The sequence below is a fragment of the Halobacillus sp. AWM4_238 genome (assembly GCF_056158265.1).
This window is the reverse complement of the sequence record NZ_JBSWSY010000002.1, coordinates 1,585,790-1,604,390: the sequence shown is the minus strand read 5'-3', so window position 1 is coordinate 1,604,390 and position 18,601 is coordinate 1,585,790. Positions and strand designations below refer to the sequence as shown.

The 18,601-nt window shown below is 41.7% G+C and carries 21 protein-coding genes and 1 riboswitch; of the genes, 10 read left to right on the top strand and 11 right to left on the bottom strand.

Going from position 1 to position 18,601, the window contains the following annotated elements; all coding sequences use genetic code 11:
- The first annotated feature begins 103 nt into the window (after positions 1–103).
- From ACXACN_RS08320 to ACXACN_RS08310, 3 genes are all read left to right on the top strand, one after another.
- The gene (locus ACXACN_RS08320; protein WP_474963731.1) at positions 104–1,984 is read left to right on the top strand and encodes an LTA synthase family protein; all 1,881 of its coding nucleotides are present in this window, start codon (positions 104–106) and stop codon (positions 1,982–1,984) included.
- A 308-nt stretch (positions 1,985–2,292) separates the two neighbouring features.
- Complete coding sequence (locus tag ACXACN_RS08315) at positions 2,293–2,979, top strand: ABC transporter ATP-binding protein (protein ID WP_474963729.1); 687 nt, start codon at positions 2,293–2,295, stop codon at positions 2,977–2,979.
- 13 nt (positions 2,980–2,992) lie between these two features.
- Complete coding sequence (locus tag ACXACN_RS08310) at positions 2,993–3,781, top strand: ABC transporter permease (protein WP_474963728.1); 789 nt, start codon at positions 2,993–2,995, stop codon at positions 3,779–3,781.
- A 54-nt stretch (positions 3,782–3,835) separates the two neighbouring features.
- Here ACXACN_RS08310 and ACXACN_RS08305 read toward each other — a convergent pair whose 3' ends face one another.
- Entirely contained in the window at positions 3,836–4,009 is a 174-nt protein-coding gene (locus tag ACXACN_RS08305; protein WP_307725367.1) for a DUF2759 domain-containing protein, read from the bottom strand.
- A 184-nt stretch (positions 4,010–4,193) separates the two neighbouring features.
- Between ACXACN_RS08305 and ACXACN_RS08300 the strand changes: the two genes are divergently transcribed.
- On the top strand, positions 4,194–4,817 hold the full coding sequence (locus ACXACN_RS08300) for an MBL fold metallo-hydrolase (protein WP_474963727.1): 624 nt from the start codon (positions 4,194–4,196) through the stop codon (positions 4,815–4,817).
- A 72-nt stretch (positions 4,818–4,889) separates the two neighbouring features.
- Here ACXACN_RS08300 and ACXACN_RS08295 read toward each other — a convergent pair whose 3' ends face one another.
- Positions 4,890–5,135 (bottom strand): DUF2626 domain-containing protein, encoded by a 246-nt coding sequence (locus tag ACXACN_RS08295; RefSeq protein WP_146812856.1) that lies wholly within the window; start codon positions 5,133–5,135, stop codon positions 4,890–4,892.
- Positions 5,136–5,379: 244 nt separating this feature from the next.
- Here ACXACN_RS08295 and ACXACN_RS08290 point away from each other — a divergent pair, with 244 nt between their 5' ends.
- Positions 5,380–5,763, top strand: a complete 384-nt coding sequence (locus ACXACN_RS08290; RefSeq protein ID WP_474963725.1) for a Spx/MgsR family RNA polymerase-binding regulatory protein — start codon at positions 5,380–5,382, stop codon at positions 5,761–5,763.
- Positions 5,764–6,133: 370 nt separating this feature from the next.
- Here the strand turns inward: ACXACN_RS08290 and ACXACN_RS08285 are convergent, their stop codons facing one another.
- The 6 genes from ACXACN_RS08285 to comGA are packed head-to-tail and all read right to left on the bottom strand — an operon-like array spanning position 6,134 to position 9,624.
- A complete protein-coding gene (locus ACXACN_RS08285; protein ID WP_474963724.1) occupies positions 6,134–6,550 on the bottom strand; it encodes a competence type IV pilus minor pilin ComGF in 417 nt (138 codons plus the stop codon).
- On the bottom strand, positions 6,534–6,866 hold the full coding sequence (locus ACXACN_RS08280; protein WP_474963723.1) for a hypothetical protein: 333 nt from the start codon (positions 6,864–6,866) through the stop codon (positions 6,534–6,536). The genes ACXACN_RS08285 and ACXACN_RS08280 overlap by 17 nt, the downstream gene beginning before the upstream one ends.
- Entirely contained in the window at positions 6,853–7,305 is a 453-nt protein-coding gene (comGD, locus tag ACXACN_RS08275) for a competence type IV pilus minor pilin ComGD (RefSeq protein ID WP_474963721.1), read from the bottom strand. The genes ACXACN_RS08280 and comGD overlap by 14 nt, the downstream gene beginning before the upstream one ends.
- Positions 7,277–7,594: a competence type IV pilus major pilin ComGC gene (comGC, locus tag ACXACN_RS08270; protein ID WP_474963719.1), complete on the bottom strand. Its 318-nt coding sequence runs from the start codon at positions 7,592–7,594 to the stop codon at positions 7,277–7,279. Before comGC ends, comGD begins: the two co-directional genes overlap by 29 nt.
- Positions 7,595–7,610: 16 nt before the next feature.
- Complete coding sequence (locus ACXACN_RS08265) at positions 7,611–8,663, bottom strand: type II secretion system F family protein (protein WP_474963717.1); 1,053 nt, start codon at positions 8,661–8,663, stop codon at positions 7,611–7,613.
- Positions 8,617–9,624: a competence type IV pilus ATPase ComGA gene (gene comGA, locus ACXACN_RS08260; RefSeq protein ID WP_474963715.1), complete on the bottom strand. Its 1,008-nt coding sequence runs from the start codon at positions 9,622–9,624 to the stop codon at positions 8,617–8,619. Before comGA ends, ACXACN_RS08265 begins: the two co-directional genes overlap by 47 nt.
- A 95-nt stretch (positions 9,625–9,719) precedes the next feature.
- Here comGA and ACXACN_RS08255 point away from each other — a divergent pair, with 95 nt between their 5' ends.
- Complete coding sequence (locus ACXACN_RS08255; RefSeq protein WP_474963714.1) at positions 9,720–10,202, top strand: shikimate kinase; 483 nt, start codon at positions 9,720–9,722, stop codon at positions 10,200–10,202.
- Between the two features lie 48 nt (positions 10,203–10,250).
- Positions 10,251–10,433 (top strand): YqzE family protein, encoded by a 183-nt coding sequence (locus ACXACN_RS08250; protein ID WP_089651741.1) that lies wholly within the window; start codon positions 10,251–10,253, stop codon positions 10,431–10,433.
- Between the two features lie 107 nt (positions 10,434–10,540).
- Here ACXACN_RS08250 and ACXACN_RS08245 read toward each other — a convergent pair whose 3' ends face one another.
- Both ACXACN_RS08245 and ACXACN_RS08240 read right to left on the bottom strand, forming a co-directional pair.
- Positions 10,541–11,356, bottom strand: a complete 816-nt coding sequence (locus ACXACN_RS08245; protein ID WP_474963713.1) for a YqhG family protein — start codon at positions 11,354–11,356, stop codon at positions 10,541–10,543.
- Positions 11,353–12,996: a DEAD/DEAH box helicase gene (locus ACXACN_RS08240; protein ID WP_474963711.1), complete on the bottom strand. Its 1,644-nt coding sequence runs from the start codon at positions 12,994–12,996 to the stop codon at positions 11,353–11,355. The genes ACXACN_RS08245 and ACXACN_RS08240 overlap by 4 nt, the downstream gene beginning before the upstream one ends.
- Positions 12,997–13,162: 166 nt before the next feature.
- Positions 13,163–13,252, top strand: a riboswitch (glycine riboswitch).
- 158 nt (positions 13,253–13,410) lie between these two features.
- On the opposite strand from ACXACN_RS08240, the gene gcvT reads away from it, so the two are divergent.
- From gcvT to gcvPB, 3 genes are read left to right on the top strand one after another with little or no spacing between them, the layout of a single operon-like run.
- The gene (gene gcvT / locus ACXACN_RS08235; RefSeq protein ID WP_474963710.1) at positions 13,411–14,511 is read left to right on the top strand and encodes a glycine cleavage system aminomethyltransferase GcvT; all 1,101 of its coding nucleotides are present in this window, start codon (positions 13,411–13,413) and stop codon (positions 14,509–14,511) included.
- 18 nt (positions 14,512–14,529) lie between these two features.
- Complete coding sequence (gene gcvPA, locus ACXACN_RS08230; RefSeq protein WP_474963708.1) at positions 14,530–15,879, top strand: aminomethyl-transferring glycine dehydrogenase subunit GcvPA; 1,350 nt, start codon at positions 14,530–14,532, stop codon at positions 15,877–15,879.
- Positions 15,872–17,335: an aminomethyl-transferring glycine dehydrogenase subunit GcvPB gene (gene gcvPB / locus ACXACN_RS08225; protein ID WP_474963707.1), complete on the top strand. Its 1,464-nt coding sequence runs from the start codon at positions 15,872–15,874 to the stop codon at positions 17,333–17,335. The genes gcvPA and gcvPB overlap by 8 nt, the downstream gene beginning before the upstream one ends.
- Positions 17,336–17,971: 636 nt before the next feature.
- Here the strand turns inward: gcvPB and ACXACN_RS08220 are convergent.
- Positions 17,972–18,352, bottom strand: coding sequence for a rhodanese-like domain-containing protein (locus tag ACXACN_RS08220; RefSeq protein ID WP_160911108.1), 381 nt, complete (start codon positions 18,350–18,352; stop codon positions 17,972–17,974).
- Positions 18,353–18,601 lie beyond the last annotated feature (249 nt).

Here is an 18,601-nt window from a genome sequence, read left to right as displayed (position 1 = left end):
GTGAGTTTAATAAGGATTATAAGTGGAAATTGTTAAAGAAGATATGGAAACTGGTTAATAATTGTAAATAATGAACCAGTACCGTGCTAGAGGAGGAACCATGATGCAATGGAGAATGAAGAACATGCCATTATTTATCATTGCGACATTGTTGTTTGGTCTGAAAACTTATGTCGTATACAGATTCATGTTCGACTTATCGATTGAAAATCCAATGCAAGAATTTATACTTTTATTCAATCCGATTGCCAGTGCGTATTTGATTTTCGCTATTAGTGTATGGCTAAAACCAAAAAATCAAATGAAATATTTACGCTGGACGACGTTAATCGGTTCATTGGTCTTATTCTTAAATTTAATTTTTTATAGGAATTTTACAGATTTTATAACCATCCCTGTACTGTTTCAGGGGAATAATGCCGCAGACCTTACAGGAAGTTTTTTGACCTTGCTTCACATTGAAGACATTTTCATCTTCGCAGATGTGGCGCTCGTTTGGTATTTGAGCAGACAAAAGTTTGATCTTACAGTGAAGCTTCCGAAACGTGGGAAAATTGCAGCTACAGCCGTTACTTTTTTGCTTCTAGCTGGGAATGTTGTACTTGCTGAGATTGAACGACCGATGCTTTTTGTACGGGCCTTTGATCGCGAGTATTTGGTGAAGAATATTGGGATATACAACTACCATCTCTATGATGCAACGATGCAAACGAAAACCAAGGCTCAGCGTGTCTTTGCGGATGGCAGTGAAATTAGTGAAATAGAAACGTATTTAAAAGAAAACTCTCCTGATCAAACAAACAAGGATTCAGAGTTATATGGTATTGCCGAAGACAAGAACGTGATTTTTGTTAGTGTTGAGTCGTTCCAAAACTTCCTTTTTGACTCGGAAATTAATGGAACACAAGCGACACCATTCCTTAACGATCTCAAACAAAGCAACGACACGATTACTTTTGAAAACTTCTACCATCAAACAGCACAAGGAAAAACATCCGATTCTGAGTTCATCGTTGAAAATTCTCTTTATCCGTTGGGAAGAGGTTCCGTATATTTCACACACGCAGGAAATGAATACAATGCTCTGCCTGAATTATTGAATGAAGAAGGATATGAGACTTCTGTCTTTCATGCGAATAACGCAAGCTTCTGGAACAGGGACGTCATGTATGACAACGTAGGATATGACCAGTTTTATGATGAGAAATCATACGAAGTAACCCCTGAAAATTCATTTGGTTGGGGACTTGAAGACAAAGCATTTTTTGAACAATCCATCAAATATTTGCAGTCACAGGAAAAGCCGTTCTACAGTAAATTCATTACTTTGACTCACCACTTTCCATTTGAACTTCCTGAAGAAAAGGCAAATATTGATAAATATGATTCCAATTCAAAAACATTGAATTCATATTTCCAAACAGCTCGATACACGGATGAAGCTTTGGAGCAGTTCTTCCAACAGTTGAAAGATGCTGATTTATATGATGATTCCATTATTGTCCTTATGGGTGATCATTATGGTATCAGTGATTTTCACAATAAAGCGATGGGTCAATTTCTTGGAAAAGAAGTGGATCCTTATGTTCAGACACAATTGCAACGTGTACCGTTTATGATTCACATTCCAGGGTATGAAAATGGTGGGGTGAAGGAAAAAGTCGTCGGTCAGATTGATGTCAAACCGACATTACTACACCTCCTTGGTATAGAAGAGAACGGAGATTTAACCTTTGGTGATAATATGTTTGCCAAGAAGAATAAAGAATTCGTTGCTTTAAGGGACGGAAGTTTCATTACAGAGGATTATTTGTACTCCAATGAAACCTGTTATGATCGTTCTTCAGGTGAACCCCTTCTTGAAGAAAACGCAGAAGCTTGTCTACCCATTAAAGAAAAAGTGAGTAAAGAAATGAATTACTCGGATAACATTATTTATGGTGACTTGTTCAGGTTTTACGATTTTGATCAATCAGAAAAATAATGGAAAGCCGCTGGGACATGATGTCTTAGCGGTTTTTTTTTGATTATTTGAGGGGCCCATGTGTCACTTGAAACGTAGTTTTTAGAAATCTAAATCAAAACCTGATAAGCTTTATGAAGAAGTGGAGAATCAGTAGATAATTATGGAGGTAGGGGGACATCCCCTAAAAGGAAAGGCTAGGAACAAAGGGAGAGGGGAAAAGGAGGTCGTATAAAATAACCCAATAGTTTTTCATTCGCTATCACATAAATTCATACATACAAGGGTAATGATATGGACAAACATTGTTTATAGAGAGAGGGAAGGGTATGTTTCGTTTCGAACATGTGTACCAAGGTGTGCTTCAGGATATTAACTTTACAATGGAAAAGCAGGATAAAGTCATTCTCTTCGGGCCTTCAGGTGCGGGGAAGAGTACATTATTGTTCCTGTTGAATCGTTTGAACGATCCAGAGCAGGGGGATATCTATTTCAATGGGAAACCGATCGAAGAACACTCCATCACGGATTTGAGAAAGCAAGTAGGTCTCGTTTTGCAAGCACCGAATTTGTTTCCTGGCACTGTGTTGGATAATATCAAATATGGACCGTCCTTGTTCGGGGAATGGAAAGAAGAGCAAGGTAAAAAATTATTGGACTATGTTCAACTTCCTTCCGAATATTTGGAGCGGGATGTGGATCAACTTTCTGGTGGTGAAAAGCAACGGGTATCACTGGCGAGGACATTAGCCAATTCACCTGAAGTTTTACTGCTTGATGAACCAACGAGTGCCTTGGATTATCGCACAGCTGAAGAAATTGAAGAAGTTCTGGAATGCTTGATGGAAGAACATAAGCTCTCCATGCTGATGGTGACCCATAACCTCAACCAAGCACGGAGGCTTGGGAACCGGGGATTGTTTATTAGTGATGGCCAGATCATAGAAGATGGAAAAATACCAGACATGCTTGATCAACCGGAATCAGAAGAACTGGCTAAGTTTTTAGAAGAGTAGGGAGGAAGAAGGTTTGGAACCAGAAATATCGAATCAGTCGCTTTTCTTTTTAATTATATTCGTTATCGTTCCTTTAGCATTGTCTTATTTTTATCAGCTTGGTGTGAGCAAAAATGTTCTGTGGTCCACGTTTAGAGGAACGATTCAATTATTTGCGATCGGGTACATATTAACGTTTCTTTTTGATCTGCCGGCCCGATACGGGATCCCTTTTATGCTGACGGTGATGATTATCATTGCCACCTTCCATGCCAGGCAAAAAGGGAAGGAACTGCCTTATGTAGGGTTCATTCTTTTTGGAGGTCTCGTTGCCATTGAGGTAGGAGTATTAAGTCTGTGGCTCATCTTTGATATGATCCAGTTCAAACCTTCTGAGGTTATCCCAATGAGTGGGATGGTCATTGGAAACAGTATGACCGCTATGGGATTGGCTCTTGAACGAATGAAGAATGAGTTTAAAGAAAACAATGGTCGCCTGCTAGCCTCTTTATCCTTAGGAGCGGAACCCAAGCAGGCTTCTCACCTAATTGTTCAAAAAACATTGCATGCTTCTTTAATACCTAATGTAGACCGACTAAAAACCATCGGGCTTGTCCAGCTACCGGGGATGATGACAGGTTTGATTCTCGGTGGTGTTTCGCCTGTCATGGCCATCAAGTATCAATTAGTCATCTCTCTCAGTATTTTTTCATCGGTTTCATTAAGTGCTATGTTCATCACCTTATCTATGTACAAGTATTTCTTTAATGAAAACAAACAGTTGTTGCAGACAGATGAGGAAATAAGAAGTTCCCGTTCCTGATAGGATTTCATATATAAAAAACAAGCAGACCGCTGAGGTTCTGCTTGTTTTTGTTTAACCGAATAAGTTGTACCAGATGGTCATGACGGAGAACCATCCGAAGATCAACGCTGATGCACCTGCAAAAAGCACAGCAAAGAAGTTTTTCGTTTTAAGTTCACGGAAAATTGCCCAAACACACAAGATTGTTACGAGTAAAAGAAGAATAGCTGTTACCAAATTCAGCACCCCCTAAGTCTCTTTTCATTATTATCATCCCAAAAGGATAGATGTTATACTGTATGTAGTTACTATTGATACTTATCTATTTTATAGTATAAACAAAAAATTGTCGAGTTATCTACATCTTTTTTGTGCAGGGTGTGATAACCCTGAAATTTTATAAATGGAATGAATAAATGAGGTGTGAATAATGAAGAAAATAACTAGATTACCACTAGGTCCTATAGCGACAAATGCTTATATCATCCATGAAAATCATAAAGCGCTTGTTATTGATCCAGGTGGGGATTTTGAAAAGTTACAGAACTACTTACAAGAGAGAAAACTTGATGTCATTGCAGTCCTCTTAACACATGCACACTTTGATCATATAGGGGCCGTCGATGCAGTAAGGAATGCTTACGATGCACCTGTCTACATACATGAAAAAGAAGCGGAATGGCTCGGGGATCCCCAAAAAAATGGCTCTGCCTTATTCGGGTTAGGAGAAATTAAAGCCAAACCAGCTGATCACTATTTTGAGATCGGACAAATGCAAATCGGTGAATTTCCTTTTGAAGTTCGTCATACCCCAGGGCACTCACCGGGAAGCGTGTCGTTTGTGTTTAGAAATCAGCGATTGACTATTGCTGGAGATACATTGTTCCAACGTGGCATCGGGCGTACAGATCTACCTGGTGGTAGCCGTGAAGAGCTTGAAAGAAGCATTAAAGAACAACTTTTCCCTCTACGTAATGACATGCGCATCTTCCCAGGTCACGGCCAGCCAACGACCATAGGGGAAGAGAGGGAAGAAAATCCTTTCCTGAACTAACCTAAGCCTTATGCATCATAAGATAATAGAAAAAGAACCTGTCACCCCTTTAAGGATGACAGGTTCTTTTTTTTAGTGGCCACCAAATCCTGGTACTAAAATAAAGGAACAATAATACGTGAATCCGATCATGAAGACTGTCAAGTATGAGAAAAATATGTACACATACATACGTTCTGACAGCTTAAGGTAACCAATAGTAAGGAAAAAAGCCGTTTGAACTAGAGATAATAAGGAAGCTTCCATCATATCGCCTGTATAGAACATGACAGCGAAGATACCTGTCCAAAAGGCTAGTACTCGAAACATTCGATCCATGCTTTTTCCCCCTCCTTTTCTATCGTAAAACTATCATTCATATTATAAACGACCCGGATACAATTGTAAATAAAACGTATTCATCTTTCATTTCTCAGTATTTGTATTCCCACATGTCCTTATTCCTTAACCATACGAATTGTGAACATTCTTTGTCTCTTAAAAAAAGGAGTTTAAAATATTGTACAAAGGTTATACAATCAATATACGATAAGGTTATACAAAAAAGCGAGGAGCGTTAAACATGGAAAAGTTAAAATTCTACACATACCCGAGTTGTACATCCTGCCGCCGCACGAAGTCCTGGTTAAAAAGTCAAGGGGTGGATTTTAACGAACAGCATTTGTTTCGTGAGACTCCTACCGCTGATGAACTAAGAAGAATTCTATCCCTAACAACACATGGAATCGATGAAATCTTAGCGAAAAGAAGTAAAGAATTTAAAACGCTGGATGTTGACGTAGAGGACCTAACTCTAAATGAATTTCTTGATCTAGTCATCGAAAAGCCTAAACTTCTACGACGTCCAATCTTGACGAATGGGAATAAATTGGTTATCGGCTATGATTTGGATGGATTACGCGGGATTACAGATAATCGGATGGAATATAAAAAGAACATTTCATAAAACATCGTTCCTCTATGAGGAGCGATTTCTTTTTTTGTGGAAAGTTCTGACCTGAGACTCATTACCATTAACTGCGTTGGAAATCCGCCATAGACATACCCATTGGCTCTCCTCTTGCGTACATTCTACGGTGCTTTCGCCGTCTGGTGTATGAAAGGCGTGAGAGTACTGCATTTGTTCTACAGTGACAGTTTCTAATTCTTTATCCAACTTCATTCGTGAAGTATCCAGAATATGCTGCTGTACAACTGAAGCTTGGTGACTTTTGGCAAGGAGTAGGTGATTTTTATATTGATTGATGGTAGTTAGAGTAACAATGAGAAGTAAAAAGCAAAAAATGAGCACCCATGGAAAGACTGTTCCATGGGTATTATGGAAGGTGGATTTTTCTCGAGTATGTTTGGTCATCAACCTCTACCTCCATAAGAAGTGAAGGAGTCTCATGTTTAAAAGAAATGGCTTCTACATTCTGAACAAGGGTTTCGTGTCCAGATCCGTCGACGGTCCGCCTGAAAATCTTTTCATATTGCTCCATAACAATATGACGGTTTTGCTTATCGATCAATGATATGGAGTGGTCAGAAATGTTATAAGAACGGCACTGATTGATCTCCCATTGGATGACCGCGCTTAGTTGACCAATCGATAATTCAGAATAATAGTCCTCTGCTTTCAGTAAAGAAAATAAAGGTACAGAAATCGATAACAAGATCATGGACACCATTAGGCTTAGTAATACTTCCGATAAAGTGAAAGCCCTCTCACATAAACTATTCCCTTTTTTCATGCAAACAGAACTCCTTGTTTTCTTTTCTTTTGTTTTTCCAAGTTACGCAGCCAGTGATCCATTCTTTGTCGTGTTGAATATTTACCTCGATTTCTTTAGTCAAATGAAGTTTTGCTGTATAGGGGAGTGGATCTTTCCTCACCTTGTGTTCAAAGAACTCGTTATGAAGGAACGTGATGGCTTCTCTTTCAGTTTGAAGGTCTTGCTGTGCCCACTTTATTTCGGTAAGTATAGGAAGTGTGAAAAGTGTGACAATTACCAAAAGGGAAAAAGCACTCAGGGTTTCAGCCAGCGTAAAGCCTTCAGATTTCTTCAATGCGTAACCGGCTTGACCCAAAAGGAAAAATGATTTTATATGTTTTATTTGGTGCATACCAGTACATCGTTCCTGCTCTTTGAATGATCCCCTTTTTATTGAAACGGACCGTAGGGTGGAGGGTGGTCAATCGCATCACCCATTTTGGGGGCAATGTTCTAGTGAAAACTATGTTTCTTCCTTTCGTATCATACAAAGTATAACCTCCTGATTCTTGGTCGAAATTCAGTGTATAGTAAACGTGTTCGTTCATGGAGAGATGTTGGGTAAGGAGAAGGTCTTCTTTTAATTGTTGAAGGGTAAGATTCGCTTCAAGCTCATGGTAAGTACGGAATTGCAGAGGTATGAAACAGGAGAGGAGAATGGACCAGCAAAGTAAAACGATGACCATCTCTGTAAAAGTGTAGCCGTTATGTTCCAGCAGGTGTTGCTTTTTCACTGACTTCTCCTTCTGAGTTGATGACTAATTCTGTACCGTCAGGGCATGTATGCTGTGAGATGTATTCTTCAGTCACCAGAGTTTGAATGGAATCTGGTACTTCTTGTTTTTCAATAAAGTAAGCCTGTACTTGTGCTTCCACCGTCTTCATAAGTGCTTCACATCCTTTTGCCTTTACAGAATCACTGTTCTTAGACATGTTGGGGATTGTGATGATCAACAACACAGAGATGACAAGCAATACAATAAGCATCTCAATTAACGTGAATCCTTTTTCGTTTTTTATCATGGGGGTTCCTCCTCGTTTAAATTTGGTTCATCCATTGGTATAGAGGCAGCATGATGGAGGCGTAGATCAGGATGATCACGATGGCAATGATGACGAAGAAGGCAGGTTGAATGATATGGAGCCAGGTGGTGATTTTTTGGTTGAGGTACTCCATGAAATATTCGGCAAGAAGTTCTAGCTCATCCTTCAATGCATCGATATCGTTGGTATGATGAAAAATATTGGTGAGTTCTGTTCTGAACAAAGGGCAGCTGTATATCGCTTGAGCAAAAGTTTTGCCGTTGGACAGCTCGCCAAGGAGTTCATGACAGTAATGAGAGAGTAGTTCATATTTCTTATGGTCTTTGATCATTCCGATGGCATCTTTTAATGGGAGTCCTGCCTGTAGTAAGGAATGGAGGTGGGTCGTAAACAGGAAGGATACGGAGTAGGATTGGTACAGCTTGAAAAGAGAGACTCTTTCATATAGCGACAGCTTTTTTTTCAATGACATCCGCGGTAAGATAAACATAGTGGTTACAAGGAGGAGGGCAGACAGAAGTAAGAGGAGGCCTGCTCCATTCATGCAGTGCATGAGGATGACCATGAGGTGGAAAGTTCCGTCTTTTTCCCCTTCGAATAGATTTAAAAAGTTTGGGATGACCGTCTTTTGTAAGATGGTGCAAGCAATGATGAGGAAAACAAATAAGAAAACAGGGTAGCGGATCACCTTTACGAATTTCTCCTTGTAATCCTTCTTCAATTGCAACATGTCTTTGCACTGATGAAAACTTCTGGACAAGTTATGGTGAACCTGACTGAAGTAGAGGAAGTTTGTAACGGATGCGGAAAAGCGGGCTTTCCTAAAAGCTTCATGGATGGGCTGTCCAGCGCTAAGGTGCTGGGTCAAGATGTCACACGTTGCTCTTAATTTTGTATCCCATCCAGTCATTTGCAAAGCATCGAGAAGCGGATAGCCTTTGTCTAAAATGTGACTGCACCGTTTGAAAAACAAAATCTGCTGACTGACTGGTATAGGCGGGTCACGAAAACGCGTCCACTTCATCTTTTGCAACGAAGCCAAGTGCATAGGCTTTCCTCCTCAAGTGTGTGAATGATTGAAAATTCTGGTTTAGGGTCTGCCCATCAATCGCTTTCCTTAATTGGGTTCCTTGCAATAATTCTAGAATCGCTGCTCTTTTTGGTAAGTGCTTGGCTCCTTCAAGAGAAACCAGTTGTTGAGAAGCGATGGCGATGACGGTTTGGTCGATATCGCTCTGGTTGATATCCATTTCTTTTAGTCGATGAATGGTTCCATGTGCATCACGGGCATGAATGGTACTGATGACGAGATGTCCGCTTAATGCAGCGCGAAAGGCGAATTGTGCGGTTGATTTATCACGAATCTCTCCTACCATTAGGAGATCAGGATCATGTCTTAAGGCTGCTTTTAATCCGGTATCGTACGTCACGCCTGCACGCTCATTAACTTGTACTTGTATGATGTTGTTCAAATTCTTTTCAATCGGATCTTCTAAAGTTATTGCTTGAAATGAACTTGTTGAGGTAAGGGATTGCAGCAAGGCGTATAAGGTGGTCGTTTTTCCACTTCCCGTCGGTCCGGTGAATAGGATCATGCCACTTCGATGATTCAACCAACGTTGGATTTTTTCTAATTGGTAAGGGAAAAGGAAGAGCTGTTCGAGTGGGGTATGATCCATCGGCCTTAGAATTCGGATGGCTAAACTTTCGGTGCCCGTTATCGGCAGCGTAGATAGGCGCAGGTCGAAGATGCTTTGGTTGGAGCGGTGTTGGATCGTACCGTTTTGAGGACGTTTATGTTCTCCTATATCCATTCCAGAAGTGAACTTAAAATAGGAAAGAAGCTTTTTGTACATGGGAAGTGGGGTCGTCGAGTGGAAGATCCGGTTGCCGTGAATGCGGAAATGGATGGTGGCTGTATCTTCATAGGGGGAAAAATGGATGTCCGTAGCAGTTTGCTGGATAGCAGAAACAATAAGGTCATGGGCATATTGAGCGATCGATTTCAATCATTTACCACCTCTTTCATAGGATTTGACCTTTTATACCATTCGACAAAAAGCTCTTAATTCCTGCAACAATTTTAAAAAGGAGGAAAATTATAGTGGTTTTTTTAATAGGGTTCATGGGCAGTGGCAAGTCTACCGTAGCAAAAATGGTGAGTGAAAAAACGAATTCCTCTTACATAGAAATGGATCAGGCGATAGAAGATACGGAAGGAATGAAGATCCCGGACATTTTTGCCGAAAAAGGAGAAAAATACTTCAGGGATCAAGAATCATCCTTTTTGAAAAACGTAAAGGAAGATGTTGTTGTATCTACAGGAGGAGGGGTCATCCTAAGGGAAGAAAATCGAGCGCTTATGCAAAAGGGAACCGTCGTTTACTTAAAAGCGGAATGGGAAACGATTGTCGAAAGGCTGAGAGGAGATAAGAATCGTCCTTTGTGGGAAGGCGATGACTCAGAAAAGAGAAAACGATTTGACGAGCGACTACGTTTGTATGAAGAAGCGGCAGACATCGTCGTAGAAGTGGACCGGAAAACCCCTGAACAAATCACCGAAGAAATAGTCTCACGTCTAAAATAGCAAGGTTCGGAGCATACTAAAGGCAACAATGGAAAAAGAGGGGTTTTCATGAATCAGAATGATTATGTAAAGTTTTTGACAGAAGAAGTTGTCAAGTATATGCACATGTCTAAGGATGAGAAGCAGCAACGAAAAGAATCCAAGCCCTCCAAAAAATCTTCCTTTTACTGGTTCGGATTGCTTCCTTTCGCTTTGAAAATGTTTAAAAGGAAACGAATTAACAATCATTGAAAGAATAAGAAAAGCCGCTGAATGTATATCAGCGGCTTTTTCGTCATTTCAGGAAAGGAAGGGCTTCAATCTTTGGAACCACAGATCTACCTTGGTAGGATTGTCCACTATTCTCCTTCGTTCTGTAGCCAGGCCTTGCTGGTTTCCTGTGAAATATAAAACAAACCACCATTGATGACTTCCATTTCTATATAGGGCTTATACCGATTGTCGAGCTGTTCTCGTTCTTTCGTGAATGATTCCAAACCAATGTCTTCAGACTCATAAAAAGACTCAAGCAAGTGGGTTTCTTTTTCAAGGTGGTGTAGAGAATCCATCGCCCATTGATGATCGAGCGAATGGACATATGTTTCAATATGACGTTCCATACGTTTATAAGCATGAGAAAGGGAGATGACTGCCCTCATCGGAAACGTATAATCTGAAACGGTTGTTTCAAACTCCATGTTTATGATTTTGTCCATCATTCCAAGCATCATTGTCCCGTGGATTAGGTTGATTCCAATGGAGATGGGTTCGTCCTTTGTATGTTTTCCGCGAAAGTGCAGAAGACCATTTACAACCAGCCAGGGGCTCATGGCCCGGTTCTGACCTGTTGTTTGATGAATCACTTCATAGAGTCTGGCTGTTCGTGCTTTTGAAATCGCTGTACTATACAAACGATGCAGTTTAGGTGTACCCGCATGCAGATAAATCCCACCCATTTGTTTCTGTTCCGTATCGCTGAATGTCAATGTCATAGGGGTGCCTTCTCTATTCATTTTCTTCATGTAATGCCAATAAAATGGTCGATTCATGATTTCCTCATCCATCTCATTTGTCAGTTGGACAGTGAAATGAGAAGGAGCATCATTTATTATCGAACAACCATGGGACAAGAAGAACTTCTTGACGAACGATGTATGTGGATTGTGAGCATTCAACTCGATTCTCTCCTTTCGTTCACTGTATGTTCGACATAACTGACCAAGTTGTTCAGTTTAATGTCTACTTCTCCTTGACTTTCCGATTGTTTGAGAATGGACTGGATTTGATGTTCGAACGACCCCCCAGGTATCTGCTCAAGAATATGGTCCAGGTCGCCGACGGCATTTTTGAACATTTCGATTTTCTCATACAGCATCTTCATAATGTGATCCTCTATCGTATCTTTAATCGCAAAATTAAAGATCTTAACATCGTGCTCCTGACCAAAGCGGTGAATGCGTCCGATTCTTTGCTCGAGTCGCATCGGGTTCCAAGGAAGGTCGTAGTTGATCATGTGGTGGCAAAATTGAAGATTGATCCCCTCTCCGCCCGCTTCTGTAGCGACCATCACTTGGGCCTTGTTTTTAAACAATTGTTTCATCCAGTCCCTTTTACTCTTATTGAATTTTCCACTGAAGGGGACAGATGTAATCCCGTTCTGCTGAAGATACCATTGTAAATAAAATTGGGTTGCACGGTACTCTGTAAATACAATGAATTTTTCTCCAGTTTTTTCGATAAGTTCCGTCATCCGTTTTGCTTTTACATGATGAGGTACCTGTCCGATTGCTTCAATATATTCGTTGTATACGTCTGCTTTTTCTTCTGGTGCATGTTTCTTCAATTGGTTCAGAGACATGTAACAAGCTTCCCTCGACGAGCATAATTCTTTAGCAAGTGTCAGCCATGTAAAGGAGGGGTGGGAAGCTTTCAGATGTTCTAGTTTTTTGTACATAGCCATTTCCTCATCCGAAAACGAAAGGCGCTCATTGACGACTTTACGCTTGGAAGAATCGAGACCGGTGTCTTTTCTTCGGTTTCGGATCATCAAATGACCCACGAGGGAATGGATATGTTGGATATTATCTGTATCGTCGGCATTTTCTTTGTACTTTTTCTTAAAATCAGTCAGGTTTCCGAGGTAACCAGGTTTAAGAATGGATACTAAATTAAACAAATCACTCAATTTGTTTTGAATAGGCGTAGCTGTCAACAAAAGACAGTAAGTCTTTTTCAAGGATTGTACAAACTGATAATTTTTTGTTTGGTGGTTCTTCAATTTATGAGCTTCGTCGATAATGATTAGATCATAGTCAATATCTAGAATGACTTCCCTGTGGTTTTCGCGTTTGGCCATATCGATGGATGTCACGGTCACATCCCATTCTTTCCATGAGGCTTGTTTCTTCCTTGGAGTAGCCGCCTGAATATAAAATTTTTCATTTAGTTCCTGAATCCATTGGTTCACAAGGGAAGCAGGTGTCAAAATGAGAATCTTTTTTGCTCTTCCCCTAATCATATATTCCTTTAAAATCAGTCCTGCCTCCAAAGTCTTTCCGAGTCCTACTTCGTCTGCAAGAATCACACGTCCATTCATTTGATGGACCGCAGTTTCTGCTGCTTCAATTTGATGTTCCATAAAATCTACATGCGGAAGGTGTTCAAGAGCAAGAAGTCCATCGAATTTTGGTACGGTTTTAAATTGAGCTGCCTGATAAGCAAGCTTAAAACCATCCCATGTGGCTAGTTTGTCTGGATGTTCCAAGTTTTCGCTCAGTAATCCAACAAATGACTGGTCTGGATGAATATCGATCATATGAGTAGCCCTCCATCTATAGGATTGATAAAAGATTGCGAATTATTGTAGAATTATCATGTCTTTTGTGGAAGCCGCGTGATATAATGATGCTGAAAATAGACAAAACATTGTGTGAACGTTACACAATAGTATGCCCGGTAAAATCTAGAAAATACGAAAGCGAATGACTGTAGAGGGAGAGACCATAAACATGGCGCCGAAGGAGCAAGCATTCATTTGTGAATCTCTCAGGCAAAAAGACCTCTATAGGACGCACCTCTGGAGAGTGTTTGCAATTTGTGTGCAAACCACCCAAGAAGCAAGCGTCAGGTCTCCCTGATGTGAAACTTTCTGGTGAAACGGACAGAGACTCCCGTACAAGCGGTGAGGTCTCTTTTTTTATGGGCGAAATAGTGATAAGGAGTGGTTCCAATGGCAGATTTAAAACGAACACCATTATACTCTGAATATAAGAAACTCGGAGCAAAAACCATTGATTTTGGTGGATGGGATTTACCTGTACAGTTCTCCAGTATCAAAGAGGAGCATCACGCGACACGAACAGCTGCAGGGTTGTTTGATGTGTCTCATATGGCAGAAGTGATGGTTGAAGGCCCGGATAGTCTTCCTTTTCTTCAAAAAATGCTGACCAACGATGTGTCTAAGCTGGAACCAGGGAAAGCTCAATACACAATCATGTGTTATGAAGACGGAGGTACCGTTGATGATTTGATCGTTTACCATCTGGATCAAGACAAATACCTCCTGGTTGTTAATGCAGCGAACCGTCAAAAGGACTATGAGTGGTTGAAAGAACATCAAGAAGGTGACCTGACCGTGGAAGACGTCTCTGATGAATACGTACAGTTAGCTGTTCAAGGGCCGAGAGCGGAAGAAGCGCTTCAGACCCTCACAGACACGGAGCTTTCAGCCATTAAGTTTTTCCGTTTCAAACAAGGAGTAACATTGAAGGGTGTTGATGGTGAGGCTCTTGTCTCCCGCACAGGATATACAGGGGAAGACGGGTTTGAAATTTATCTCCACTCAGATTCCGGCGCTCAGTTGTGGCAGGCAATCCTTGAGGCTGGGGAACCGTTTGGCTTGAAACCTGTTGGACTTGGAGCTCGTGATACTCTTCGATTTGAAGCGAACCTTGCCTTGTACGGTCAAGAACTGAGTAAAGAGATTACCCCAATTGAAGCTGGGTTGGGTTTTGCTGTGAAAGTGAATAAAGAAGCAGACTTCATTGGTAAGGACGTTTTGAAAAGACAGAAAGAAGAGGGACCTGGACGAAAGCTCGTGGGGATCGAGATGATCGACAAGGGAATTCCTCGTACCCATTATGACGTCCTGAACGGAGAAGAGGTCATTGGATTTGTTACTACTGGGACACAATCACCCACTCTTGGTAAAAACGTAGGTCTGGCACTAATCAATAAAGAATACACGACTGAGGGAACAGAAGTGACGGTTCAAGTCCGTAAAAGGAAACTGAAAGCGAAAGTGGTCCAAACACCTTTCTATAAAAGATAATTCAAGGGGGATGAAAGCATGGAGTTTCGTTATTTGCCCATGACAGAAACAGATAAAAAAGAAATGCTGGATGTAATCGGTGTTCAGCGCTCCGATGAACTTTTTGCAGACATACCGGAAAGCATCCGTTTTAAAGGTGATTTGGATATCCAAGAGCCTAAAAATGAATTTCAACTGATGAAAGAATTGACGGGGCTTGCTGAGAAGAACGTTCATTTAAAATCTCATACCTCTTTTCTTGGAGCTGGTGTTTATGATCATTACATTCCTTCTATAGTAGATCATGTGATTTCCAGGTCGGAATTTTATACGGCCTATACCCCATATCAGCCTGAAATTTCTCAAGGGGAGTTGCAAGCCATCTTTGAATTCCAGACGATGATTTGTGAATTAACAGGGATGGATGTAGCGAACTCTTCCATGTACGATGGCGGAACAGCTTTGGCTGAAGCAGTGAACTTGTCTGCAGGCCAAACGAAGAAGAAAAAAGTTCTCGTATCAAAAGCCATTCATCCTGAATCGTTAGCGGTAATCCATTCCTATGTAAAAGGCCCAGGTGTTGAAGTGGTTGAGATTGACCATAAAGACGGGAAAACTGACCTCGAACAATTAGAAAGAGAAATCGATGAGGACACGGCAAGTGTTGTGGTCCAGTACCCGAACTTTTTTGGTCAAATCGAGCCATTGGAGCAAGTTAGATCTATTGTGGATACACAGAAAAAAGCGATGATGATTACATCAAGCAACCCCCTCGCACTAGGATACTTAACCCCTCCGGGTGAATTTGGAGCTGATATCGTTGTAGGAGATGCCCAGGTGTTCGGAATACCAGCACAATATGGCGGACCGCACTGTGGCTATTTTGCGACAACGAAGAAATTGATGAGAAAAGTTCCAGGCAGACTCGTCGGTCAGACGGTCGATGAAGAGGGCCGTCGCGGATTCGTGCTGACCCTGCAGGCAAGAGAGCAGCACATCCGTCGTGATAAAGCCACATCCAACATTTGCTCTAACCAAGCATTGAATGCTCTAGCTTCGTCCGTAGCGATGTCTTCGCTTGGTAAACAAGGATTGAAAAAGATGTCGTGGATGAATATCCAAAAAGCCGCTTACATGAAGAAGCAGCTCCAAGAAAATGGCATAGAAATCTTGTTTGATGGGGCATTTTTCAACGAAATAGTCATCAAATTAGACAGAGACATAAAAGAGTTCAACCACATGCTTCTTGATCAAGGAATCATTGGAGGATATGACCTTGGTGAGGTTGATGGAAAACTGAAGAACTGTATGTTAGTAGCCGTAACAGAAATCAGGACGAAAGAAGAAATCGATACGTTTGTCCAGAAAGTGGGGGATCTTCATGTCTAATCAGGATTTTCCTTTGATTTTTGAATTAAGCCAAGAAAGCAGAACGGGTTACAGTTTACCAGAATTCGACGTACCCGAAACGGACGTTGATGAGGTGATCGGTGAAGCCTATGTTAGAAAAAGCGAACCAGACCTTCCAGAAGTAAGTGAATTACAAATTATGCGCCACTACACCGCTCTTTCTAAAAGAAATCACGGTGTCGATTCAGGGTTTTATCCTCTTGGATCTTGTACGATGAAATACAATCCAAAAATGAATGAAGATGTTGCGAGGCTGGCTGGATTCAGTCATATCCACCCGTACCAGCCGGTGGAAAGTGTCCAGGGGGCACTGCATTTAATGTATGATCTGCAAGAGTCTTTGGCTGCGATCACTGGAATGGATACCGTTACCTTGCAGCCAGCTGCCGGCGCTCATGGGGAATGGACAGGATTGATGATGATCCGTGCTTATCATGAAGCAAAAGGTGAGATGAACAGGACGAAAGTTATTGTGCCGGACTCGGCTCACGGTACAAATCCTGCCTCTGCGACAGTCGCAGGTTTTGAAGCTGTCACGGTCAAGTCAGATGAACGAGGTCTCGTAGATCTAGAAGACTTGAAACGAGTGGTCGATGAACAAACGGCAGCATTGATGCTTACCAACCCGAATACACTCGGTTTATTTGAAGAGGATATTGAAGAAATGGCGGCTATCGTGCATGAAGCGGGTGGGAAGCTTTATTATGATGGAGCCAATCTTAACGCGATTCTTGGTTATGCACGTCCTGGAGACATGGGCTTTGATGTCGTTCACTTGAATCTTCATAAAACGTTTACAGGCCCTCACGGTGGCGGAGGACCAGGTTCAGGTCCTGTCGGAGTAACCGCAGAATTCGCGGAGTATTTACCAACACCGATTTTGACGAAAGAAAATAATCTGTACGTATTCGATTATGATCGCCCTCAATCAATCGGAAGAGTGAAGCCTTACTATGGAAACTTCGGTATTAACGTCCGTGCGTATACGTATATCCGGACAATGGGGCCGGAAGGGTTGAAGAAAGTAAGTGAATACGCCGTCGTCAATGCGAATTACATGATGCGCCGTCTTCAAGAAGAATTTGACCTTCCATTCGACCGCCATTGTAAACACGAATTTATCTTGTCTGGAAAGCGACAGAAAAAACTTGGAGTACGCACGTTGGATATGGCCAAGCGTTTACTTGACTTCGGCTATCACCCACCAACGATTTATTTCCCGATCAATGTGGAAGAAGCACTCATGATTGAACCGACAGAAACGGAATCAAAAGAAACCTTGGACGATTTCATTGACCGTATGATTCAAATCGCTGACGAAGCAAGGAATGATCCTGAAAAGGTCCAGGAGGCTCCTCATACAACGATCGTCAGTCGAATGGACGAAACTCAAGCCGCACGTAAACCTGTTTTAAGATACCAAAAAGAGCAATAACAAAAACCCGGAGTCCACCTACATATGGACTCCGGGTTTTATCTCTTCAACAATATGGCAGGATTCTTGAAAACTCAGTTTCGAGATGGTTCAGGGTTCGTTGCTGAGTTGAGCGGCAGGGGGGGAGCCACTCTCTTTCCTGCGGGGATGGCGGCAACCCTCCTCGAGCTAAAGCTCTGCGGGGTCTCGTCAGCCAATCCATTCCCGCGGGAGTCTCGCAGCTTCCCAACCACCCCTTTCAATAATGTGAGAGACGAACCCCTATACCAAGAAGGAGCATCTTCCAACATCACAACCTATAATAAGAAAGCGGTTGTGAGCTCCTATACGATGGGAGCCTTGTGTTACAGCTCCTAATACGTATAGAATGCGCCTAATCCTGGAGGTGGTTTCGAGATACTAATATGGCAATGGGGCGGAGGGGAATGGCGAGACTCCTGCGGGAAAAAAGTGCAGGGTGAGACCCCACAGGACGCAGTCCGAGGAGGCTCACCGCGCTCCCGCGGAAAGCGAGTCATTCCCCGCAGCCGCTATCCACTCATCAAAAGTCTCGAAACTGAGTCTTCAAGAAAAGGGATCTATAGTTTAATTTGAGGAAAAAAATAAATCCCGGTTCTTGGTGAACCGGGAGGGTGGTTACTTTTTAGCTTTGATTTTGCCATTCCACTTCTTGAATCCACCTTCAAGCATATTGAGGTCTTCATACCCTTGCTTGTGGAGCATCATGGCAGCACGCGCAGAGCGGGCGCCACTTTGGCAGTATAGATAAACAGGTTTGTCTTTACGAATTTCAATCAGGCGGTTTTTCATTTGAGACAATGGAATGTTCCGTGCCCCTAAGATGTGGCCGCCATCAAATTCTTTTGGCTCCCTGACATCAATCAACTGGGCTTTTCGGTACCCTTCACGGAATTTGTCTTCTGGTAATGTGGTCATGATTTTTCTTGCTTTGAAGAATCTATACAAACCGAAAGCGATAATCAATAGAATCGCTGCGATTAAGATCCATAAATCCATCTTTCCATCCCCCTCATTTCTCTATTCCTCTATCTATTATAGGAGGGAATGGGGAGTATTTCAAAAAAATTTTTCTGAAACTTGAGGAAAAGTATGATTTTGTCGAGGTTTGAAGAATAGATAGGGATGCAAATGATGAAAAAGCTCAAAGAAACAATGAGGAACAGGTTTTTCTTCTATTCCCTTTACTATTCGGTCTATATCTCACGATTTTTTGATTGACAAGATTCTACATATTCGTTCAACAGC